At 70.6% G+C, this 22170-nt stretch carries 21 protein-coding genes and 1 pseudogene; 12 read left to right on the plus strand and 10 right to left on the minus strand.

Going from position 1 to position 22170, the window contains the following annotated elements:
* A pseudogene (locus RISW2_RS10400) lies at nucleotides 1-345 on the plus strand (heavy metal translocating P-type ATPase); the annotation flags it as partial.
* 77 nt (nucleotides 346-422) lie between these two features.
* Nucleotides 423-1154: an SDR family NAD(P)-dependent oxidoreductase gene (locus tag RISW2_RS10405; protein ID WP_043770232.1), complete on the plus strand. Its 732-nt coding sequence runs from the start codon at nucleotides 423-425 to the stop codon at nucleotides 1152-1154.
* 8 nt (nucleotides 1155-1162) lie between these two features.
* On the opposite strand, the gene RISW2_RS10410 is transcribed toward RISW2_RS10405, so the two are convergent.
* The 5 genes from RISW2_RS10410 to RISW2_RS10430 form a co-directional block, all read right to left on the minus strand.
* Nucleotides 1163-1687, minus strand: coding sequence for a cell wall hydrolase (locus tag RISW2_RS10410; RefSeq protein ID WP_043770235.1), 525 nt, complete (start codon nucleotides 1685-1687; stop codon nucleotides 1163-1165).
* Between the two features lie 94 nt (nucleotides 1688-1781).
* Nucleotides 1782-3098 carry a TRAP transporter large permease gene (locus tag RISW2_RS10415; protein WP_043770237.1) on the minus strand — a complete coding sequence of 439 codons (1317 nt, stop codon included), beginning with the start codon at nucleotides 3096-3098 and terminating at the stop codon, nucleotides 1782-1784.
* Complete coding sequence (locus RISW2_RS10420; RefSeq protein WP_043770239.1) at nucleotides 3098-3652, minus strand: TRAP transporter small permease subunit; 555 nt, start codon at nucleotides 3650-3652, stop codon at nucleotides 3098-3100. The genes RISW2_RS10415 and RISW2_RS10420 overlap by 1 nt, the downstream gene beginning before the upstream one ends.
* 63 nt (nucleotides 3653-3715) lie before the next feature.
* Nucleotides 3716-4729, minus strand: a complete 1014-nt coding sequence (locus tag RISW2_RS10425; RefSeq protein ID WP_043770243.1) for a TRAP transporter substrate-binding protein — start codon at nucleotides 4727-4729, stop codon at nucleotides 3716-3718.
* Between the two features lie 2 nt (nucleotides 4730-4731).
* Entirely contained in the window at nucleotides 4732-5268 is a 537-nt protein-coding gene (locus RISW2_RS10430) for a gluconokinase (RefSeq protein WP_043770246.1), read from the minus strand.
* A gap of 102 nt (nucleotides 5269-5370) precedes the next feature.
* On the opposite strand from RISW2_RS10430, the gene gntR reads away from it, so the two are divergent.
* Nucleotides 5371-6405 (plus strand): HTH-type transcriptional regulator GntR, encoded by a 1035-nt coding sequence (gntR, locus tag RISW2_RS10435; protein WP_043770250.1) that lies wholly within the window; start codon nucleotides 5371-5373, stop codon nucleotides 6403-6405.
* A 12-nt stretch (nucleotides 6406-6417) separates the two neighbouring features.
* Here gntR and RISW2_RS25040 read toward each other — a convergent pair whose 3' ends face one another.
* Nucleotides 6418-6849 (minus strand): c-type cytochrome, encoded by a 432-nt coding sequence (locus RISW2_RS25040; RefSeq protein WP_043770253.1) that lies wholly within the window; start codon nucleotides 6847-6849, stop codon nucleotides 6418-6420.
* A gap of 160 nt (nucleotides 6850-7009) precedes the next feature.
* On the opposite strand from RISW2_RS25040, the gene RISW2_RS25045 reads away from it, so the two are divergent.
* A complete protein-coding gene (locus RISW2_RS25045; protein ID WP_043770256.1) occupies nucleotides 7010-7312 on the plus strand; it encodes a hypothetical protein in 303 nt (100 codons plus the stop codon).
* A gap of 45 nt (nucleotides 7313-7357) precedes the next feature.
* Here the strand turns inward: RISW2_RS25045 and RISW2_RS10450 are convergent, their stop codons facing one another.
* Nucleotides 7358-8185 (minus strand): universal stress protein, encoded by an 828-nt coding sequence (locus tag RISW2_RS10450; RefSeq protein WP_043770258.1) that lies wholly within the window; start codon nucleotides 8183-8185, stop codon nucleotides 7358-7360.
* A gap of 205 nt (nucleotides 8186-8390) precedes the next feature.
* On the opposite strand from RISW2_RS10450, the gene RISW2_RS10455 reads away from it, so the two are divergent.
* From RISW2_RS10455 to RISW2_RS10475, 5 genes are all read left to right on the plus strand, one after another.
* Nucleotides 8391-8807, plus strand: a complete 417-nt coding sequence (locus tag RISW2_RS10455) for a c-type cytochrome (protein WP_043770261.1) — start codon at nucleotides 8391-8393, stop codon at nucleotides 8805-8807.
* Nucleotides 8804-9517: a VIT1/CCC1 transporter family protein gene (locus RISW2_RS10460; RefSeq protein WP_051491930.1), complete on the plus strand. Its 714-nt coding sequence runs from the start codon at nucleotides 8804-8806 to the stop codon at nucleotides 9515-9517. Before RISW2_RS10455 ends, RISW2_RS10460 begins: the two co-directional genes overlap by 4 nt.
* A 137-nt stretch (nucleotides 9518-9654) precedes the next feature.
* The gene (locus tag RISW2_RS10465) at nucleotides 9655-10836 is read left to right on the plus strand and encodes an efflux RND transporter periplasmic adaptor subunit (protein ID WP_043770264.1); all 1182 of its coding nucleotides are present in this window, start codon (nucleotides 9655-9657) and stop codon (nucleotides 10834-10836) included.
* Nucleotides 10833-13949 (plus strand): efflux RND transporter permease subunit, encoded by a 3117-nt coding sequence (locus tag RISW2_RS10470; protein WP_043770266.1) that lies wholly within the window; start codon nucleotides 10833-10835, stop codon nucleotides 13947-13949. The genes RISW2_RS10465 and RISW2_RS10470 overlap by 4 nt, the downstream gene beginning before the upstream one ends.
* 103 nt (nucleotides 13950-14052) lie before the next feature.
* Complete coding sequence (locus RISW2_RS10475) at nucleotides 14053-15072, plus strand: hypothetical protein (protein WP_043770270.1); 1020 nt, start codon at nucleotides 14053-14055, stop codon at nucleotides 15070-15072.
* 66 nt (nucleotides 15073-15138) lie between these two features.
* Here the strand turns inward: RISW2_RS10475 and RISW2_RS10480 are convergent, their stop codons facing one another.
* Nucleotides 15139-15792, minus strand: coding sequence for a nucleoside/nucleotide kinase family protein (locus RISW2_RS10480; RefSeq protein ID WP_084615335.1), 654 nt, complete (start codon nucleotides 15790-15792; stop codon nucleotides 15139-15141).
* A gap of 110 nt (nucleotides 15793-15902) precedes the next feature.
* Nucleotides 15903-18131 (minus strand): catalase/peroxidase HPI, encoded by a 2229-nt coding sequence (gene katG / locus RISW2_RS10485; protein ID WP_043770274.1) that lies wholly within the window; start codon nucleotides 18129-18131, stop codon nucleotides 15903-15905.
* A gap of 274 nt (nucleotides 18132-18405) precedes the next feature.
* Between katG and RISW2_RS10490 the strand changes: the two genes are divergently transcribed.
* Genes RISW2_RS10490 through RISW2_RS10500 form a run of 3 tightly spaced genes read left to right on the plus strand, consistent with a single transcriptional unit; the run spans nucleotide 18406 to nucleotide 19981 of the window.
* On the plus strand, nucleotides 18406-19332 hold the full coding sequence (locus RISW2_RS10490) for a LysR substrate-binding domain-containing protein (RefSeq protein WP_043770278.1): 927 nt from the start codon (nucleotides 18406-18408) through the stop codon (nucleotides 19330-19332).
* Between the two features lie 29 nt (nucleotides 19333-19361).
* Nucleotides 19362-19598: a type II toxin-antitoxin system Phd/YefM family antitoxin gene (locus tag RISW2_RS10495; protein ID WP_043770281.1), complete on the plus strand. Its 237-nt coding sequence runs from the start codon at nucleotides 19362-19364 to the stop codon at nucleotides 19596-19598.
* Nucleotides 19595-19981, plus strand: a complete 387-nt coding sequence (locus RISW2_RS10500) for a type II toxin-antitoxin system VapC family toxin (RefSeq protein WP_043770285.1) — start codon at nucleotides 19595-19597, stop codon at nucleotides 19979-19981. Before RISW2_RS10495 ends, RISW2_RS10500 begins: the two co-directional genes overlap by 4 nt.
* A 3-nt stretch (nucleotides 19982-19984) precedes the next feature.
* On the opposite strand, the gene RISW2_RS23485 is transcribed toward RISW2_RS10500, so the two are convergent.
* The gene (locus RISW2_RS23485; RefSeq protein ID WP_051491931.1) at nucleotides 19985-22147 is read right to left on the minus strand and encodes a sensor histidine kinase; all 2163 of its coding nucleotides are present in this window, start codon (nucleotides 22145-22147) and stop codon (nucleotides 19985-19987) included.
* Between the last annotated feature and the right edge of the window lie 23 nt (nucleotides 22148-22170).

Here is a 22170-nt window from a genome sequence, read left to right on the forward strand (position 1 = left end):
ACCGGCACCGACGTCGCCATCGACGCGGCCGACGTCGTGCTGATGTCGGGCGACGTCACCGGCGTTGCGAACGCGGTTGCGGTCAGCCGCGCCACCATGCGCAACATCCGCCAGAACCTGTTCTGGGCGTTCGGCTACAACACCGCGCTGATCCCGGTGGCGGCGGGGGTGCTCTATCCGCTGAACGGCACGCTCCTGTCGCCGGTGCTGGCCGCGGGCGCCATGGCGCTGTCGTCGGTCTTCGTGCTGTCGAACGCGCTGAGATTGCGGTGGACCGCACCCGCGCAGGCGGCGGAGCGGGCGCCCCTCCGGGCGTCGCGTCCCGCCGCCGCTTCGGCCGCATGAGCCGCGAGATGGCGTGTTGCCGTGCCGGACGGGCAGTGCGATGGTGAGCCCTCACGGGGCCGGAGGCTGGACACGCGATGACGGGCGGAACGCTACTGCTGACGGGGGCGAGCCGCGGAATCGGGCACGCCACGGTCAAGGTCTTCCAGGCGGCGGGGTGGCGGGTGCTGACCGTGTCGCGCACGGCCTTCGACGAGCGCTGCCCGTGGCATGCGGGATCGACGGACCATTTCCAGGGTGACATCGCCGAGCCCGGCTCGCGCGCGGCGCTCGTCGCGCAGGTGCGCGACACCCTCGGGCCCGAGGGGCTGACGGCCATCGTCAACAATGCCGGCATCTCGCCCAAGGGCCCCGACGGCGAACGCATGGGCATCGCCGAAAGCGACGACGGGCTCTGGCAGCAGGTGCTCGGCGTGAACCTGATCGGGCCCGCGGCGCTCATGCGCGACCTCCTGCCGGAACTCGAGGCGGCGCGGGGCGCGGTGGTGAACGTGGGCTCGATCGTCGGCTCGCGCGTGCATCCCTTCGCCGGCGCGGCCTATGCCTGTTCCAAGGCGGCGCTGGCCGCGCTCACCCGGGAAGCCGCGGCCGAACTCGGGCCGCGGGGCATCCGCGTCAACATGGTCACGCCCGGCGAGATCGAGACCGAGATCCTGTCGCCCGGGACCGAGGAGATGATCGCGGAGATCCCGCTGCGCCGTCTCGGCACGCCGGACGAGGTCGCGCGCGTGGTGCTGTTCCTGTGCTCGCCGCAGGCGTCCTACGTGAACGGCGCCTCAATCGACGTGAACGGGGGCCAGCACGCCTGACGGGCGGCTCAGCCCCCGGTCAGGCCCTCGACCGGCGCGGGCGGTGTCGGCCGCGTGACGAGGTGCGGGCGGCGCTTCTCGTAGAAGGCGTTGCCGCCCGTGGTCACCACGTAATGCATGTTGTCATAGCCCGCCCGGTAGGTCGCCGCGTGGAAGAACCGCGCGCGCTCGATCATCGGGTGACGTTCGCCGGCGAGGGTCGCGATGGCCGTCTCGCGGGCGACGGCGGCCCAGGGGCCGTCCATGGTCCGGGTCAGGACGCCCGGCGCGAACTGGTTGGGCTGACCCACCACGGCGCAGACCGTGTCGGGAAAGTCGGGCGAGGCCAAGCGGTTCATCACCACGGTGCCGACCGCGACCATGCCGTCGCGGCTCGACCGGACGGATTCGAAGAACATCGCGCGCGCCATGCAGTCGACCTCGGTCTGGCGCAGCGACACGATCCGTTCCGACTGGCCGCAGGCCGAAAGCGCCACGAGCGCCGCAAGCCACAGGGCGCCCCGCCGCGCCGTCCGCTGCCGTTTCCCTGCCATTCCGTCCCCCCCGGTCGGTCCTGTCCTCTGTCGCGCCCGTCTCTAACGGGCGGGGGCCGGCGCGGCAATCGTCGCCGCGCCGCGCCGGCGGATCTCAGAGCCAGGCGATGCCCGGAAAGGCTATGAGCACCGCCAGCGCCAGCACCTGCAGCGCGATGAAGGGCAGGAGCGAGCGGAAGATGTCACCGAGGCTGATGTCGGGCGGCGCCACCGATTTCAGGTAGAACGCTGCCGGCCCGAACGGCGGCGACAGGAAGCTCACCTGCATGTTCATGCAGAACACCACCCCGAACCAGACAGGGTCGAAGCCGAGGTCGGTGATGATCGGCACGAAGATCGGCATGGTCAGCAGCGCGATGCCCACCCAGTCGAGGAACATGCCCAGCACGAAGAGGATCACCATCATGAAGATGAGGATGACGTGGGGGTTGTCCGACACCCCGGTGATCAGCGCCGACACGAAATCGATGCCGCCCATGAGGTTGAACACGCCCACGAGCGCCGAGGCGCCGATCCCGATCCAGACGATCATGCCCACGGTCTGCAGCGTCTGCAACGCCGCGTCCTTGAGCAGCGTGAAGGTGAACTCGCCGCGCACGACGGTGGACAGGATCACGCCCGCGACCCCCACGGCCGAGGCCTCGGTCACGCTGGCGATGCCGCCGTAGATCGAGCCGAGCACCGCGATCACCACGAGGATCGGCAGGACGAGCCCGCGCAGGAGCCGGAGCTTTTCCGACGTGGACGGCGCGGGCCCGGTCAGCGCCGGCGCCGCCTTGGGGTCGAGCCAGGCGCGGATCAGCACGTAGGCCACGTAGAACCCCGCGAGCATCAGGCCCGGGATGAGCGCCGCCTGGAAGAGGTCACCCACCGACACGTTCGCGGTCAGCCCGTAGATGATGAGCACGATGGAGGGCGGCACCATGGTCCCGAGCGCGCCGCCCGCGCAGACGACGCCGATGGCGAGGTTGCGGTCGTAGCCGAGCCGCAGCATCTGCGGCAGCGCGATCAGCCCCAGCAGAACGACCTCGCCCCCGATGATGCCCGACATGGCGGCGAGGATCACGGCGACGAAGATCGTCTGGATCGCGACGCCGCCGCGCAGCCGCCCGCCCACCAGCCGCATGGCGTCGAAGAGGTCGCGCGCGATGCCCGACCGGTCGAGAATCGCCGCCATCAGCACGAACATCGGCACCGACACGAAGACGAAGGAACCGACGAAGGAATAGACCCGCGAGGTGATGAGCGGCACCGCCATCGGACCGAACCAGCCAAGCGCGAAGACGAGCGCCACGAGCAGCGTGACGAAGGCGAGCGGGATGCCCGTGACGAGCAGCACCAGCAGCATCGCGAACATCAGGAGCGTCGCGGGACCGACGCCCAGACCCTGCAGAGAACCGAAGATTTCCATCAGCGGCGCCCCCGCGCATGGTTCCACGCCAGCACGACGAACTGGACGGCGAGCGCCGCCATCACCAGCAGGAGGAAGATCTTGACGAGGCCCGGATAGGGGGGGTTCCAGGCGCTGCCCGAGCGTTCCAGCCGGATCGCGCCGTCGGGCGCGAAGGCCGCGCGCGACACCATGAGCCACGCCGCCCACGCGAAGAACGCCGAGGCCACCGCGCAGACGGCGGAGATGGCGATGTCGAAGAGGCGCCGCATGCGCGGCCCGAGCGTGTCGTAGACCAGCACCACCCGGATGTGGCTGTCACGCGCGGCGCAGTAGAGCCCGCCATAGACGAAGGCGACCCCGCACAGGAACACAGTCGTCTCGTGCGCCCAGATCGTCGGGTCGTTGAACACGTAGCGCAGCACGACCTCCTGGATCAGGATCAGCATCGCGACGACGATGCCCGCGGCAAAGACCAGTCCGCCGCGGTCGACCCAGCGTCCGAGCGCGCCCGCCTCGGGGATCGCGCCGCGGTTCTCCCGCACGTCCGGGTGCTCCGGCTCGCTCTCGCTCATGTGGTGTCTCCTCCCCCTTGCGGTCGGCGGGACGCGGAGGCGCCCCGCCGGATCGGTCCGGCCTCAGTTCAGCAGGCCCTGGCTCTCGAGATACGCGGTCAGCGCGTCGTAGACCTTCTGCGCGTTCTCCGACCGCTGGGCGACCTTCTCCCATTCGCCCTGGGCGATGGAGCGGAATTTGGCGCGCTCCTCGTCGGACCAGTCATGCACTGTCACCTCGCCCGAGGCTTTCGCTTCCTCGACCGCGGCCTGGTCCGCCTCGGCCAGCGCCGCGACCTGCGCCCGCGAGAAGTCGCGCACGGACTGGGTGAGCACGTCCTGCAGCTCGGCCGGCAGCGCGTCCCACTTCTGCTTGTTCATGCTGATCTCGACGAGCGGCATGGAGTGGAAGCCGGGATAGACCGGGTGCGGCGCCACGTCGTGCAGGCCCTGCGCCTGGTTGGTCGAGAACACGGTGTAGTCCGCGGCGTCGATCACGCCCTTGTCGAGCGAGGTGAAGACCTCGGAGCCGGGCAGGTTGACCGGCGAGGCGCCGGCCGCCGCGAAGACCTGCTGCACCAGCCCCTCGGGCGCGCGCATCTTCAGGCCCTGCAGGTCGTCCACGCCCTCGAGCGGGACGGCCGAGACGAAGGATTCGAGGCCCGGGGTGGTCGCCCCGATGAAGTGCAGGCCGTAGGGTTCCACGAGCTCGTTCATGAGCTCGGCGCCGCCGCCGTCCTCCATGAAGCCGAACATCTCCTCGGGCGCGGACCACGCGCCGACCGGGTTCGCGATCAGGCCGAAGGCCGCGTCGCGCCCCGCGAAATAGGAGGTGTCGGTGACGTGCCCGTCGAGGATGCCCGCGGCGATGGCGTCCTGCGTCTCGTTGTGCGCGACGATGGATTCGACCGGCAGGAGGTCGATCTCGATGGCGCCGTCCGACATCTCGGCGACGCTCTCGGCCCATTGCTGCTGCAGCTGGAAGTTCGGGTTGCCCGCGGGATCCGAGGACTGGAAGCGGAACGTGTGCTCCTGCGCAAGGACGGCGCCCGCGCTGAGGCTCAGCGCGGTCGCGGCGAGAAGGGTACGGATGGTCATGGTCAGTTTCCTCCATCTGACATGTCGTGGGTCGAAAGGACGCCGGCCCCGAGAAAGGCCAGCGCGGCGTCGACGAGCCGCCCGGTCGGGGCGGCCACGTCGAGGTGAAGGCAGTCCGGTCCCGGCGCGGGCGGCTCCAGAAGCGCGAGCTGGCTGTCGAGCAGCGAGACCGGCATGAAGTGGTCGGTACGGGCCAGCATGCGCTCCGCGAGAAGCGCCCGGTCGCCGTAGAGGTGGATCAGCGTGATCGGGCCGATGCCCGCGCGCAGGCGATCGCGGTAGGATTCCTTCAGCGCCGAGCAGCTGACGATCGCCCCCGGCGTCGCCCGTGCCGCGGCGGCAATCGCGTCGAGCCACCCCGCCCGCATCTCGTCGGTCAGCGGGCGCTGCGCGCGCATGGCCGCCACGTTCTGCGGCGGATGAAAGCTGTCGCCCTCGAGGAACGGTCGCCCCGTGCGCCGCGCGAGCGCGGCCGCGAGCGTCGTCTTGCCGACGCCGCAGGTCCCCATGACGACGATGGTCCGCCCTTGGGCCGTCATGTGATCGCCTCCCTCGAATCTGTATGACAGCGCTTTCATCTAGATGACAGCGCTGTCATCTGTCAATAAAACGTTGCACGTGAACGTGCGGGGAGGTCGGTCTTGTCGGGAACGAAACTGCGGAGGGCTCGGCTCGCCGATGTGGCGCGGGCGGCAGGCGTCAGCGAATCCACGGTATCGCGCACGCTCCGCGACCCCACGCTGGTGGCCGAGGCGACGCGCCAGCGAATCCTCGCCGCCGTCGCCGCGACCGGCTACGTGCCGAGTTACGCGGCGCGCGCGCTGGCCTCGGGGCGCGCGGACGTGATCGGCGTGCTGGTTCCGTCGGTGACGAACCACGTCTTCACCGACGTGCTCGAGGGCATCTATTCCGGGATCGAAGGCACGGGTTTCGACATCCAGCACGGCAACACGCGTTACCAGCCCGAGCTCGAGGAGGGCCTTCTGCGCGTCTTCCTCAGCCAGCGGCCCGCCGGGATGATCATCGCGGGCGTCGACCAGACCGACACCTCGCGGCGGCTCCTGGCCGACGCCCAGTGCCCGGTGGTGCAGATCATGGATATCGGTCCCGAACCCGTCGACATGATGGTGGGCTTCTCGCACGAGGCGGCGGCGCACGCGGCGACCCGGCACCTTGTCGACGCGGGCTACCGCAATGTCGCGTTCCTTGGCGCGCAGATGGACCCGCGCACCCTGCGCCGCTTCGCCGGCTACCGCGCGGCCCTGTCCGAAGCCGGCATGTTCGACGCGGGACGGGTGGAGACCACGGCGGATCCGTCAAGCGTGACGGCGGGCGCGGCGCTCTTCGCGCGCCTCGCCGATCGGTGCCCCGAAGTGGACGCGGTCTTCTGCAACAACGACGACCTGGCGCTCGGCGTGCTGTTCGAGGCGCTGCGCCGCGGCTTCGACGTGCCTGACCGGCTCGGGCTCTGCGGCTTCAACGATTTCGAGTTCGCCGCGGCGAGCGAGCCGGGCATCACCAGCGTGCGCACGAACCGGCGCGAGATGGGACGCCGCGCGGTCGAGCTGCTGCTCGGCCGCCTCGACGGGACGGACCCGGCCGCGCGTGTGGTCGACCTGGGCTTCGAGGTCGTCGCGCGGCGCAGCACAGCCGGACGCGCCGCGATGCCCGCCTGACGCGACCGGTCCTCAGGGCACGCGCCGCCCGGGCGGCGGCACCTGCAGCGTCTCGAGGTATCGCGCGACCGCAACGAGGTTCGCGCGCACCTCGCGGACCATCCCGTTGCCGCTGTCGAAGGGCACGCGCGGCCCCTCGGTCAGCGCGGGCACGACCGGCATGCCGGGCCGGGGCGTGGTGCGGCGCGCGTAGCCGTCGAGGATCGACATGACTTCGAGCACCGGCCAGACCCCGTCCCGCCGCGCCGCGATGCGCGTGAGATCCGCGGGCTGCAGGCCCGCCGCCGCCGGCCCGTCGCCCTGGCCGGACGCCCCGTGGCACCCCGCGCATTGGGCGAGGAACAGCGCGCGGCCCTGCACGACCCCGGACTCGGGCGGCGGTGTCTCGGGCCCGCATGCCCCGAGGAGGATGCAGGCGAGAACGTGGACGGGGCGGACGGACATGGGGCGGCTCCTCTGCATGCGGCACCGCCGCGGAACGGGCGCGGCGGGCAGGGGCCACCCTGACGTCCGCGCCGCGGCGCGTCGTTGACCTCGATCAACGCGCAGGGCGCGCGGACGCGGCAGGATGGACGCGCAAGCGGCGCATCGAAGGAGGAACATCATGACGAGCGCGACGAAGACGGAGCCCGGTGCCGGGACGGCGGCGCCCGAGGTCCCGGCGGGCATCCGGGCGATGCAGGCATGGGTCGAGATCGGCACGGAGCTCTGGGGCTTCCTGGCGGACCGGCTCCTGACCGATGTCGAGACGCAGCGCGCGCTCATGCGCTGCACCAATCCCATCGATGCGCAGGTGGCGCTCCTGCGGCACGGCCACCGGGCGCTCGAGGATTACCACCGCGAGGCCGGCCGGCTGGTGCAGATGCTGCATCGCGTGCCGGGGGCAGCCGAGGCGCTCGACGCCTGAAGCGGTGCCCGGCCGCGGCGCGGAACGCCGCGGCCGGGAGGGTCCTCAATGGGCCACGAGCAGGTTCAGGTCGGTGCGCTGCAGCGCCTCGCGGGTGACGCCGCCGAGAAGGCTCTGGCGCAAGCGCGAATGGCCGTACGCGCCCATGACGACGAGCCCCGCGCCGATGTCGCGCGCGCAGGCGAGGATGTCGCCCGCGACCGACCCGCTGCCCGCCTCCAGCGCGCGCACGTCCGCGTGCACGTCGTGGCGCGACAGGAAGGTCGCCGCGTCGCGCGCGCCCTCGATCAGCGCCTGCCGCGTCGCGCCGTCCTTGACCGACACGGCAAGCGCCACGCTGTCCGCGGCCCGCAACACCGGCAGCGCCGCGCGCGCGGCCGCCAGCGCCACCGCGCTGCCGTCCCACGCCACGAGCACGGTGCGGTAGTCGGGCTGGGCATCGTTCACGGCCACGAGAACCGGCAGCCGCGCATCGAACAGCATCGCGTCGAAGAACACCGAATCCCAGTCGCGCGCGCCGGGGCCCAGGGGCCGTGGCAGCACCGCGATGTCGGCGCAGCGCGACTGCCGGACGAAATCGCGCGCGGCGCCGCCCGCTGGGGCCGGGCGGGTCTGGCAGGTCCAGCGCACGCCCGACCGCTCGAGCCGCATGCGCGCCGCGTCGGCCAGCGTGTCGCACCGGTCCTGCGCGGTGCCGGCGGTGCGCACCAGCATCGCCGTGCCGTAGAGGCCGATGCCCGGCTCGACCTCCTCCTCGGCAAAGCAGCTGACGTCGAGATGCGCGTCCCAGTGCCGGGCGTGCTCGATGGCAGCGTCCAGCGCGTCGGAGCCGTGACGGTCGATGAGCGCGGTCGAAACGGTTCTGTAGGTCATGGGCCTTCCTCCTGTCAGCGGTCCGGTGCGGGCAGCAGGGCGGGACGCCCTGCCGCGGCCGGTCCTGTCGAGTCGTGGGGGCATGATCGCTCGTGCGGACGGCCCGCGCGTTGATGCGGATCAAGGTCCGCGCGGACGATCCGCGCCATGCTCGGGCTCGCGCCCCGCGGCCGATCCGCCGGGGCAATCGCCGAGGAGAGAGACCATGCGCCCCGTTGCCCTTGCCCTGACCGCCCTGCTCGCCGCGGCGCCGCTCCGCGCGGCACCCGACGACGACCCCTCGCCCGAGGCCGGGCACGAGGTCTATTCCGTCTTCTGCCAGAGCTGCCACGGCACCGGGGGCAGGGGCGACGGCGACTTCGCCGACCTGCTGTCGCGGCCCCCCGCGGACCTCACCCGCGTCGCCGCGCGCAACGGCGGCACGTTCCCGGCGCTCGAGGTGATGCGCCGGATCGACGGGCGGGCCGATGTTCCGGGCCACGGCGTCATCATGCCGGTCTTCGGTCCGCTCTTCGAGCTCGAGGTGGCGATCACGCGCACCGAGTCGGGCCAGCCGGTCGTGACCAGCCGGTCGATCGCCGATCTCACCGCCTGGATCGAGAGCATCCAGGTCCCCGAATGACCGCAGCGCCCGAGGGGCGCGTCGCCTCTCCCGGGCCGCCCGCCCACCTGCGCGACGCCGTCTACGGCAGCATCGACGGCGCCGTGACCACGTTCGCTGTGGTGGCGGGCGTGCAGGGCGCGGACCTTCCGCAGCCGGTGATCCTGGTGCTGGGTCTCGCCAACCTCCTGGCCGACGGCGTGTCGATGGCGCTTGGCAACTATTCCGCGACCCGCACGGAGGCCGAGGACATCGCGCGGCTGCGCATGCTCGAGGCGCGGCGCATCGAGCATGCGCCGGACCGTGCGCGGGCGGATCTGGGAGCGCTCCTTGCCGCGCGGGGCTTCGACTCGGCGATCGTGCCCGCGGCGGTCGGGGCGTTCGAGCGGCGGCGCGACGCGTGGCTCGACCTCGTCCTGACCGACCGCTACGGCAAGTCGCTGGCCACGCCGCGGGCCGGCGCGGCGGCCCTGGTCACCTTCGCGGCCTTCGTCGCGGCGGGCGCGGTGCCGCTGCTGCCATTCGTGGCGGGCGCGCCGGCGCCCTTCGCCGCGGCGACGGTCGCGACCCTCGCCGCCTTCTTCGCCATCGGCGCGCTCAAGAGCCGCTGGTCGCTCCGGTCGTGGTGGCGCACCGGGATAGAGACGCTCCTCGTCGGGGGGACGGCGGCCGCGGTCGCCTACGCGGTCGGCGCTGCGCTGCGCGCGCTCGGGGCAGCGGGCAGCGGCTGAACCCCGGCCTTCCCGGGGTCGTCCGCCCGGTCACGTTCGTGTATCCTGCACGCCGCGCGGGTTGCAATCCGCCCGCCAGTCGGCATCTGGGGCCATGGGGCCGATCCCGTCGCGACAGGCAGCGAAGAGGACATCACATGAGCGCTCGAGAGACCGGGCAGCAGGGCGCCGGGGCGTCCGACCTGCGCTTCGACACGGATCGCGGATCGTCGCGGTCGTTCTGGATCGCGCTCCTGCTGCTTCTGGCGATCGTGGGCTGGATGGGCAGCGGCCTAGTCCTGCCCGGAGGTGACGAGGCGCCGGTCGCAACCGAGGCCGCGGCGCCCGAGCCGCCCTCGGTCCTGGTGCGGCAGTCCGAGGCGGAGCAGGTGACGCTGACATTCCGCGCGGAGGGGCAGGCGGAACCCGACCGCGACACCACCGTGCCCGCCGAGGCCGCCGGCAACGTGGTCGAGCTGCCGGTGCGGAAGGGCGACAGCGTCGAGCGGGACGAGGTGCTGGCGCGGCTCTCCTCGGACCAGGCGGAAGCCGCGCTGCGGCAGGCCGAGGAGGAGCTCGCGCGGGCGCGGCGCGAATTCGACAATGCAAGCCAGCTGCTCGAGCGCGGCGTGGCGACGGCCGACCGCGTGGCGGAGGCGCGCGCCACGCTGGCGGCGGCCGAATCCCAGCTCGCGGCGGCGGAGCGGTCGCTGCAGGACCTGACCGTGCGCGCGCCCTTCGCCGGCCGGGTCGAGCGGCTCGACATCAACGAGGGCGAATATGTCGGGACCGGCGAGACCGTCGCCCGCATCGTCGACAACGATCCCCTGACCATCGCCGTGCAGGTGCCGCAGCAGGCCCTGAACCGTCTCGAGGAGGGGCAGTCGGCGCAGGTCAGCTTCATCACCGGGCAGACGCGCGAGGGCACGGTGACCTTCGTCGGCACCGCCGCCGCGTCCGAGACGCGGACCTTCCTCGCCGAGATCGAGGTGCCGAACCCGGGCGGCGAGATCCCCGCGGGCGTGTCGGCGGGCATCGTCGTGCCTACCGGAACCGCGTCCGCGCATTTCGTGCAACCCTCGATCGTCTCCCTCGACCCCGACGGCGAGATCGGCGTGAAGACCGTCGAGGACGGACTCGTCCGGTTCCACCCGATCGAGGTGGTGCGGGCCGAGATCGACGGCGTCTGGGTGCGCGGCCTGCCCGACAGCGCGCGCATCATCACCGTCGGACAGGGTTTCGTCCGCGAGGGCGAGGAGGTCCGCGCCAGCGAGGCCGGAGAGGAGGACGCGGCGCCCGCGGCGGCGCAGGCCGACGCGGCACCGGAGATCACGGAATGAACGCGATCATCGACGCCGCGTTCTCGCGCACCCGCGCGATGGTGATCGTGCTCGGCATGATCCTCGCCGTCGGCGCGATCGCCTACGTGGCGATCCCCAAGGAAGCGAACCCGGAAGTGCCGCTGCCGCTGGTCTACGTGTCGACCACGGTGGACGGGATCAGCCCGAGCGACGCCGAGCGGCTCCTGCTCGAGCCCATGGAGGCCGAGTTCGGGGCCATCGAGGGACTCGAGCAGATGTCGAGCGAGGCGGCCGAGGGCTTTGCCAGCGTGCAGCTCGAATTCGCCGCGGGCGGCGACATCGACGAGGCGCTCGACAAGGTGCGCGAGGCGGCGGACCGGGTCGAGAGCGACCTGCCGCAGGACGCGACCGATCTCAACGTGACAGAGATCAACACCGCGCTCTTTCCCATCGTGACCGCGGTCCTGTCGGGCCCCGTGCCCGAGCGCACGCTGAACGACCTTGCCGACGCGGTGCAGGACCGGGTCGAGGCGCTGCCCGGCGTGCTCGAGGTCGACATCGGCGGCGCGCGCGAGGAATTCCTCGAGGTGCTGATCGATCCGACGGTGTTCCAGACCTACAACCTCAGCTTCGAGACGCTCATCAGCCAGCTGCAGCGCAACAACCAGCTGATCGCGGCGGGCGCCATCGAGACCGGCGGCGGGCGCATCGTGCTGAAGGTGCCGGGCCTCATCGAGGATCTCGAGGACGTCATGGCGATGCCGGTGAAGGTCGAGGGCGACACCGTCGTGACCTTCGGCGACGTGGCGACGGTACGTCGCGCCTTCGAGGATCCGACCGGGTTCGCCCGCATCGACGGGCAGCCGGCGCTTGCGCTCGAGGTGACGAAGCGGTCCGGCGCCAACATCATCGACACGGTGGCCGCGACCCGCGACGCGATCGAGACGTTGCGCACGGACTGGCCCGAAAGCGTGCGCGTCACCTACCTGCAGGACCAGTCGGAGCAGGTGAAGACGCTGCTCTCGGACCTCGAATCGAACGTGATCGCGGCGGTGATCCTCGTGATGATCGTGATCGTCTTCGCGCTCGGGCTGCGCTCGGCGGTGCTGGTGGGGCTCGCCATCCCCGGCGCGTTCCTCGCGGGCGTCGCCGCGATCTGGGCGATGGGCTACACCATGAACATCGTCGTGCTGTTCGCGCTGATCCTCGTCGTCGGCATGCTGGTCGACGGCGCCATCGTGACGGTCGAGCTGGCCGACCGCCGGCTGCACGAGGGCGACAGCCCCCGCGCGGCCTATGCCCACGCGGCCAAGCGCATGGCATGGCCGGTCATCGCCTCGACCGCGACCACGCTCAGCGTGTTCTTCCCGCTGCTGTTCTGGACGGGCCTCATCGGGCAGTTCATGAAATACCTGCCGATCACGGTGATCCTGACGCTGACCGCGTCGCTGTTCATGGCGCTGGTCTTCATTCCCGTGGTGGGCGGGGTGATCGGCCGGGCGCAGCCGCAGACCGCCGCGTCGAAGCGGGTGCTGCACGCGGCCGAGCACGGCGATCCGCGCGACGTGCCCGGGATCACCGGGCTCTATGTCCGGCTGCTGGAAAAGGCGATCCTGCGGCCGTGGACGACGGTCCTGCTGGCGCTGGCGCTCCTCCTCGGGGCGTTCTCGATCTACGGGCAGTTCGGGCGCGGGATCAGCTTCTTTCCCTCGGTCGAGCCCGAGTTCATGCAGGTGCAGGTTCGCGCGCGGGACAACCTGTCGATCTACGAGCGCGACGACCTCGTGCGCGAGGTCGAACGCCGGCTCCTCGGCTCCGAGGGGGTGGAAAGCGTCTATGCCCGGTCGACCATGAGCGCGGGCCGGGGCGACGAGGACGTGATCGGCACCCTCCAGCTCGATCTCGTGGACTGGCAGGCACGGCGTCCGGCCGCCGAGATCGCCGCGGACATCCGCACGGACATGGCCGACATCGCCGGCATCGAGGTGCAGGTCGAGACCGAGAGCGGCGGTCCGGCCAGCGGCAAGCCGGTGAACCTGCGCGTGTCCGCGCGCGACCCGGCGGTCCAGGCCGACGCGGTCGAGACCGTGCTCGCCACGATGGAGCGGGTGGGCGGCTTCACCGACGTCACCGACACTCGGCCGCTGCCGGGGGTCGAGGTCGCGATCAATGTCGACCGGGCCGAGGCCGCGCGCTTCGGCGCGGATGTGAGCCTCCTGGGGCAGGCGATCCAGCTCTTGACCCAGGGGATCACGGTGACCGACTACCGGCCCGCGGACGCGAACGGCGAGCTCGACGTGCGCGTGCGGTTCCCGAGCGACGACCGCTCGCTCGCCGAACTCGGGAACCTGCGGGTGCCGACGTCGGCCGGGCTCGTGCCGATCTCGAACTTCGTCTCTTTTGAACCTGTGGAGCGCGTCGGCGTGATCCGGCGGATCGACGAGCGCCGCGTGACCACGATCGAGGCCAACGTGGCGCAGGGGGCGCTGGTCAACGACCGGATCGCGGAACTGCGTGGCGCGCTCGCGGGCGCGGACATGCCCGAGGACGCCGACGTGACCTTTGCCGGGGAGTCCGAGGACCAGCAGGAAAGCATGATGTTCCTCGCCGGCGCCTTCGTCGCGGCGATCGGGCTCATGTTCATGATCCTCGTCCTGCAGTTCAACAGCTTCTTCCAGGCACTTGTCGTGATGAGCGCGATCATGTTCTCGGTCGCGGGCGTGCTCCTCGGGCTGGTGGTGACCGGGCGGCCCTTCGGGATCGTGATGGGCGGCGTGGGCGTGATCGCGCTCGCGGGGATCGTCGTGAACAACAACATCGTCCTCATCGACACCTACAACGACCTGAAACGGGCGGGCGCGGCTCCGCTCGAGGCGGCGCTCCGGACCGGGGCGCAGCGCCTGCGGCCGGTCTTCCTGACCTCGGCCACCACCGCGCTCGGGCTCCTGCCCATGGTGATCGGGCTCAATGTCGACTTCCTGTCGCGCGAGATCGTCTACGGCGCGCCCTCGACGCAGTACTGGACCGAGCTGTCGAGCGCGATCGCGGGCGGGCTCACGGTCGCGACGGTCCTGACGCTGGTGGTGACGCCCGCCATGCTGATGCTGCGCGAACGGCCCCAGGCCCGCGCCGTCCGGACCGCCCCGGCCTGATCCTGACCGAAAGGCGGAGGGAAATGCTCGAATGGTGCTCTCGCGTTGATCACGTGCGCATGAACTCATGCCCGCACCTGCATGAACGAGGGAGTAACGAGCGATGCCCGTCGGCTACACAACCTTTGGCACACCGGAGGCGCGGACCATCGGGGTGCGCGACCCGATCCTCGTGGGTCTCGGCGACGCGACCTACGATTTCGGCGTCACCGCCAACAAGAGCTTCCTGTGGTCGTTCCTCGACGGCGACCCGACCAACAACGGGACCTGGGCCTCGCTGCCGCAGCTGCTCGCGTTCTCGCCGATCGCGCGCGGCGACAAGGTGCTGACGGATTTCGACCCCGACGCCCACGTCCTGCGCTTCGACCTGATGGGCAGCTATTTCGGCAAGACCTGCCTGCAGATCGACAGCTCGGAAGAGTTCACCGACTTTCTCGCGCTGGTCGACGCGGCCGGCGCGGCGAAGGGCCACGGCCAGAGCTACGTGACCGTGCACGGCAACGACATCGTCGTGCGCATCGACGCCGACAAGAGCGGCCTCGGCGACCTGCGGCTGACCTTCGACGACCTGGCCGACGGCGTCGACCTTTCCGGCCTGCTCAAGGTGGTGGACTTCGACGACTTCGCCCTGCCGGACGGCGGCGAGGCGTCGCTGCTCGAACTGAACGGCGGCAGCAACTGCTATGCGGGCTTCGAGTGGTCGCAGCTCGGCATCTTCAATCCCGCGGGCGACGCGCAGATCGGCTACGACCCCACCTCGGACCCGAACGTGGGTTTCATCGGCGAGAAGGACGGGACCGATCAGCCCGGCTACGACGGCTACGGAGCGGAAGCCGGCTCACCGCTCGAGATCTACAGCGCGGACGCGTTCAACTTCGTCAGCGCCGCGTTCAACGCGGTGAACGTCGATGCCAGCGCCGTCGAGCGGGTGATCACCGTCACCGCCTACGCGGACGGCATCGCGGAAGCGGTGGGGCAGATCAGCTTCGTCGCCGACAACGTCGGCGCGCAGGAGATCATCGCGTTCGGCAGCCAGCTCGACGGCGAGCGGTTCGAGAACATCAACCGCCTCGTGATCGACGCCGACGGCTATTTCGGCATCGACGACCTCACCTACATCTGACGCAAACCCCGCGCGCGGCCGTCCGGTCGCGCGCATGCGGTTTTGCGGATAATCTGTCTTATGTAATCATCCGGGCGAGCGAGGCGTCATGACGTAATCCGCCGCCCGGCTCGAGGTGCGGACAAGGCGTCCGTTCGGCAGGTCGTTCTGCTCGAGCTTGGCGCGGATCGCTTCCGGCGCCAGGCCGTGGCCGGTCCAGCGGGCCTCGAGGCGGCGGCGCAGCTCGTCCTCGGCCACGTCGATGAACACGGTCAGGTCGAACACGCCCGCAAGCCGGGTCCAGGGATCGCGGTCGAGCAGCAGGTAGTTCCCCTCGGCGAGGATCAGGTCGGCGGAGGCCGGGATCGCCCGCGCGCCGGCACGCGCGACCTCGATGCCGCGGTCGAAGACCGGGACGATGACCTCGTCCTCGTCCTGCGCCCTGAGCCGCCGCAGGACATGGTAGAATCCGCCCACGTCGAAGGTTTCGGGCGCGCCCTTGCGCGCCAGGAGGCCCCGCGCGGTCAGGAGACCGTCGTCGTAGTGGAAGCCGTCCATGGGCAGGACCGCGGCGCGACCCGGCGTTCGGGCCTCGAGCGCGGCGAGGATCGTGTCGGCCGCCGTAGACTTGCCCGATCCCGGCGCGCCCACGATCCCGACGAGGGTGCGGCGGTCGCGCGGCATTCCGGCCAGCCGGTCGACCAGCTGCGCCTCGGTGGTGGGCATGGGGGATGCGGTCATGGCGCGGCCTCCGTTCGGCACAAAAGGCGGCCCGCCGCGGACAGGCCGCGAAATGTGGGGGCGCCGCCGGAAGGCCGGCGACGCCCCTCACTCGCATGCGGTGCGCCGCGTCAGGCGGCGACGTCGAAGCGGTCGGCGTTCATCACCTTGGTCCACGCCTTGACGAAGTCGCGGGCGAATTTTTCCTTCGCGTCGTCGCAGCCATAGACCTCGGCCAGCGCGCGCAGCTCGGAGTTCGAACCGAACACGAGGTCGACGCGCGTGCCCGTCCACTTCACCGCGCCGGTGGCGCGGTCGTGGCCCTCGAACACCTGCTGGCTGTCGTCGACCGCGGTCCAGACCACGCCCATGTCGAGCAGGTTCACGAAGAAGTCGTTCGTGAGCGCGCCCGGACGGTCGGTGAAGACGCCGTGCGACGTACCGTCGAAATTGGCGCCGATGGCCCGCATGCCGCCGACAAGAACCGTCATCTCGGGTGCGGTCAGCGTCAGCAGCTGCGCCTTGTCGATCAGCAGCTCCTCGGTCGGAACGGTGAAGTCGGTCCGCAGGTAGTTGCGGAAGCCGTCCGCCATCGGCTCGAGCACGTCGAAGGACTCGGCGTCGGTCTGGTCGTCCGTGGCATCGGTCCGGCCCGGCGTGAACGGCACCTCGAGCGAAATACCCGCGTCCTTCGCCGCCTTCTCGACGCCGACGGAACCGCCGAGCACGATCAGGTCTGCGAGCGACACCTTCTTGCCGCCCGTGGCGGCGCCGTCGAAGTCGGCCTTGATGCCCTCGTAGACCTTCAGCACCTCGGCGAGCTTCGCGGGCTCGTTCACCGGCCAGTCCTTCTGCGGCGCAAGCCGGACGCGCGCACCGTTGGCGCCGCCGCGCTTGTCCGACCCGCGGAAGGTCGAGGCCGAGGCCCACGCGGTCTTGACCAGGTCCTGCACCGACAGGCCAGAGGCGAGGATGCGTTCCTTGAGATCGGCCACGTCGGCCGCCTCGATCTGCGGGTAGTCCGCGGCGGGCACCGGGTCCTGCCAGATCAGGTCCTCGGCCGGGACTTCCTTGCCGAGGTAGCGCACCTTCGGGCCCATGTCGCGGTGCGTCAGCTTGAACCAGGCGCGCGCGAACGCATCCGCGAACTGGTCGGGGTTCTTGTGGAACCGCTCGGAGATCTCGCGGTAGGCCGGATCGACCTTCATCGCCATGTCGGCGGTCGACATCATGGGAATGACCTTTTCGTCCGACCCGTCGACCTGCGGCGCCTTGTGCTCCTCGCGGATGCCGACCGGCGTCCACTGGTTCGCGCCGGCGGGGGACTTCGTCAGTTCCCACTCGTAGCCGAGCAGCAGGTCGAAATAGCTCATGTCCCACTTGGTCGGCGTCGGCGTCCACGGACCCTCGAGACCCGAGGTGATGGCGTGCTTGCCCATGCCGCTCTCGTAGGTCGAGAGCCACCCGAGACCCTGCGCCGCGATGTCGCCGCCCTCGGGCTCGACACCCACGAGCGAGGCGTCGCCCGCGCCGTGCGCCTTGCCGAAGGTGTGCCCGCCCGCGGTCAGCGCGACAGTTTCCTCGTCGTTCATCGCCATGCGCGAGAACGTCTCGCGGATGTCATGTGCCGAGGCCTGCGGATCGGGACGGCCGTCCGGACCCTCGGGGTTCACATAGATGAGGCCCATCTGCACGGCCGCCAGCGGGTTCTCGAGCGCGCGTCCCTCTGCGTAGCGGCTGTTCGGCTCGTCGGAGGTGGCGAGCCACTTCTCCTCGGTGCCCCAGTAGATGTCCTCCTCGGGTTCCCAGATGTCCTCGCGACCGCCGCCGAAGCCGAAGGTCTTGAAGCCCATGGATTCGAGTGCGACGTTGCCGGTCAGCACGAAGAGGTCCGCCCACGACAGCGCGCGGCCGTACTTCTTCTTGATCGGCCACAGCAGGCGGCGGGCCTTGTCGAGGTTGCCGTTGTCCGGCCAGGAGTTCAGCGGCGCGAAGCGCTGGGTGCCGGAGGACGAGCCGCCGCGGCCGTCACCGGTGCGGTACGTGCCGGCCGAGTGCCACGCCATGCGGATGAAGAACGGTCCGTAATGCCCGTAGTCCGCCGGCCACCAATCCTGGCTGTCGGTCATGAGCGCGGTCAGGTCGGCCTTCACCGCGTCGAGGTCGAGCTTCCGGAACTCTTCCGCGTAGTTCAACTCGCCGCCCATCGGGTCGGTGAGCGGGGAGTTCTGGCTGAGGATCTTGAGGTTCAGCCGGTTCGGCCACCAGTCCTTGTTCGAGCGGACGCTGGACGTCGCATGCTTGAACGTCCCGTGGATGACCGGGCATTTCCCGCTGTTCTCGATGTCGTTGCCGTCCATGGCTCTCTCCGTCTCTGGCTCGGTTGGTGTGTTGCGGCGTCAGTCCGAGGGACCCCGCCGGCATTCTGGCGAAAACGTGTGTCGCGTCGAAGAACACGACAACCCTTGACGCGCGGGTTCCGGGGTCCGGGCGGCGATGCGCCCCGTCCCGAAGACAGGTCCGATCCCGCGTCCCGCGATTCCCGCATGTCCGTTTCGCAACATGCCCGTCTGCTAGCAGATCGTGTCCATTGGCAAAAGTTGCATTTTCCGATCGTCGCGATAACTCTGCCTTATGAGCAACCTCACCCTGAAGCAGCTCCGCTATTTCGAGGCGCTGTCCAGGCATGGCCATTTCGGCCGCGCCGCCGAGGCCTGCGCGATCTCGCAGCCGGCCCTGTCGGTGCAGATCCGCGAACTCGAGGCGTCGCTCGGGGTGACGCTGTTCGAGCGCGGCGCCCGGCAGGTGCGGCTGACCGGGTTCGGCGAGGATTTCGCGCTGCGCGCCCGCGAGATCCTGCGCGCCGTGGACGAACTGGGCGACCTTGCCCGCGCCGCACGCGAGGGCCTTTCGGGCCGGTTGCGGATCGGCGTCATCCCGACCATCGCGCCGTACCTCCTGCCCCGGATCGTCGGCGCGATCGCGCACGCCTATCCCGACCTCGACGTGCACGTGCGGGAATCCGTGACGCCGCGGCTGGTGGACGAATTGCGCGCCGGGCGGCTCGACGCGGCCATCGTCGCGCTGCCGATCTCCGAACCGGACCTGACGGAGGTGGCGCTCTTTTCCGAGGCGCTGGTGCTCGTGCGCACGGCCGAGGAGGCCGGCCTGCCGCCGCCGCCGCCGGACCGTCTGCGCGACATGCGGCTGCTGCTGCTGGAGGAAGGGCACTGTTTCCGCGACCAGGCGCTGTCGTTCTGCAGCATGCGCCCTGCCCTGCCCCGCGACGGCCTCGACGGATCGTCCCTGTCGACGCTGGTGCAGATGGTCGGCGCGGGCCTCGGCGTCACGCTGATCCCCGAGATGGCGGTGCCGGTCGAGACGCGGTCGGCCGACGTGTCGGTCACCCGCTTCGCCGCGCCGGAACCGACCCGGACCGTGGGCATGGTCTGGCGCGGGTCCTCGCCCCTCCAGGGCCAGCTGTCGCAGCTCGCCGCCATCGTGCAATCGGCGGCTCAGGACCGACCTGCGGATCTTGCGAAGCCGGCCCGCTCGGACTAAGTTGATCGGACTAAGTCCGGGAGAGCGCCATGAAGGTGGTCAACATCCACGATGCCAAGACCAACCTGTCCCGGCTGATCGCCGCGGCGGTCGCCGGGGAGCCGTTCGTCATCGCGCGGGCGGGCAAGCCGCTCGTGAAGGTGGAGGCGATCGCCGAGGCGCCGCGCGCGGCCGGGCGCCTCGACATCCTGAAGGGCGCGATGCGCGTGCCCGACGATTTCGACCGCATGGGCGGCGAGGACATCGCGGACCTCTTCGGCGGATGAGCCTCCTTCTCGACACGCATGTCCTGCTGTGGGCCGCGGGCGCGTCGGAGCGTCTGCCCGTCGCGGTGCGGGCGCGTATCGACGATCCGGCCGAGACGCCGGTCTTCAGCGCCGCGAGCCTCTGGGAGATCGCGATCAAGTCCGCGCTCGACCGCCCGGATTTCGAGGTGGACGGCGCGCGCCTGCGGCAGGCGCTGCTTGCCGCAGGCTACGTGGAACTCGCCGTGACGGGGCTGCACGCGCTCGAGACCGGCCGGCTGCCGCCGATCCACCGCGATCCGTTCGACCGGATCCTCGTGGCGCAGGCGCGCGTGGAGGGGCTGACGCTCCTGACCGCGGACGCGCAGGTCGCGCGCTATCCCGGCCCGGTCGAGGCGATCTGACCCTCACGCCTCGGGCAGGGGCAGCGTCACCTCGGCCAGAGTCCCCTCGCCCGGCGTGGACTTGAACCGGACATCGCCGCCCATGATGCGCGACAGCCCTGCGACGATGGTCAGCCCGAGCCCCGATCCGCTGTGGCGCCGCGTGGTGCTGCGGTCCGCCTGCCAGAACGGCTCCATGAGCTGCGCGAGACGGGCTTCCTCGACCCCCTGCCCCGTATCGGTCACGGTCAGGACCACCGGGCGTCCCTTGCGGGCCGACACGGTGACGGTGACGACGCCCGTCTCGGTGAACTTGATGGCGTTGCTCGCGAGGTTGCGCAGGATCTGCGCCACGCGCGCCGGATCGCCAAGCCGTTCGATGTCCGCCTCGGCCGAGGCGAAGACCTCCCATTCGAGGCCCTTCTCCTCGGCCTGCTGCGCGAAGGCCGCGTCGATCTGCGCGGCGATGTCGGCTGGCCGGAAAGCGAGCGTTTCGAGCCGCATCTCGCCCCCGTCGAGCCGCGCCGCGTCGAGCACGTCGTTCAGCATGTCGAGCAGCATCCGGCCTGAATTGCGGATGACGTCGACCTTGCGCGCCTGCTCCGGCGCGAGCTGTCCGTCCGACAGCAGTTCGGCCATGCCGAGCACGCCGTTCAGGGGCGTCCGGATTTCGTGGCTCATCAGCGCGAGGAACTGCGACTTGGCCCGGTTCGCGGCCTCGGCGCGCTCGATCTGCGCACGCAGCGCCTCGGTCGCGCGCTCCTCCTCGGTCACGTCCGTGACGCTGCACACGACCTTCGTCCCCTCGGAATCGGTAAAGGGCAGCGCGTTGATCGAAATGATCCTGCGCGAGCCATCCGGCAGCACGAGTGCCACGCGCACGTTGTTTACGGCCGACCCCGAACGCAGCGCCTGCGCCGCCGGGTACTCCTCCGGGCGGAGCTTCTTGCCGTCGAGGTCCACGAGGTGCCAGACCGGTCGGTCGATCCCCCACGACAGGATGTCCTTCTGCGAGCGGCCGGTGATCTTCTCGGCCTCGTGGTTGGCGTAGAGGATGCGTCCGTCCGCGGCGATGATGAAGAAGCCGATGCCGCTGCTTTCCATCACGTTGACGAGGTGGTCGCGCTCCTCGGTCAGCGCGTCCGAGAGCTGCAGCAGGTCGGTCGCGTCCCGCAGCGTCAGCACCCAGCCCATGACCCGGACCCGCCGGTGCAGCGGCCGGTGGATCGGGATGAGACGCATGTCGATGGCCCGGCCCTCCATGCGCACGAGGTGGGGCGCCGGCGCCTCGTCGTCATCGATGTGGCGCGCCGCGTAGTCCCAGATCGGCCCGCCCCTGGGCAGCGGCTGGCCCGCCCGCCCGAGCGCCGGACCGAGCAGGTCGCGCGCCGCGTCGTTGCAGCCCGACAGCGTGCCGTCGACGCCGTAGACGATGACCGCGTCGAGCGCGTTGCGGAACAGCACCTCGCAGCCGATCGTGTCGAGGTCGAGCACCCGGCTGACGAGGAGGATGCCGCCCAGCAGAAGGAAGGTGAACACGAACAGGAACGGCGTCGGATCGAAGCCGAAGATGGTGAGCCCGAAGACGACGTAGCCGAAATTCCCGGCGAGCGGGATCAGCGTCACGAAGAACAGCGTTCGGAAGAACGGACGGTAGAGCACCTGCGCGCGCAGCGAGGCGTAGGCGAGAACCCCGACAGTGTAGATCAACGCGACGTAGAGGAACGCCGCCGCGAGGTAGAACAGCGGCCCGTGCTCGTAATCGTTGTAGGCAAGCCCCGAGTCCCCGACGAGCCGCGTGCCCTGCCCGTAGAACGCCCAGTGCCAGCCGTTCGTCGCGGCGAGCAGCGTCACCACGACAGGTGCGGCGAAGACCGCCGCCCAGTAGCGCCGGTCCCGGTCGTGCCGCGTCTCGAAGCAGAAATCGGTCAGGAACATGGCCCAGGCGGCCGGCACCAGCGCGATCCCCGGCCACGTCGCCTGCGCCCAGACGAGTTTCGCGTCGCGCGTCTCGGCCGACAGTTCGAGCGCCGCGGCGCAAAGCCACCAGATGACCGCCACCAGGGTGACGAGGAAGAACGGCTTGCCGTTGAAGAACGCGCGGGCGAACAGGCCGAGCACCAGGACGGCCATCGCCGCGGCGTTGCCGAGCGCGAAGAGGACGGGTGTCTGGGCGAGGTCGATCACGGGCGCACCAATCGTGCGCCGCG

This window comes from Roseivivax isoporae LMG 25204 (assembly GCF_000521865.1).
Taxonomy (GTDB): Bacteria; Pseudomonadota; Alphaproteobacteria; order Rhodobacterales; family Rhodobacteraceae; genus Roseivivax; species Roseivivax isoporae.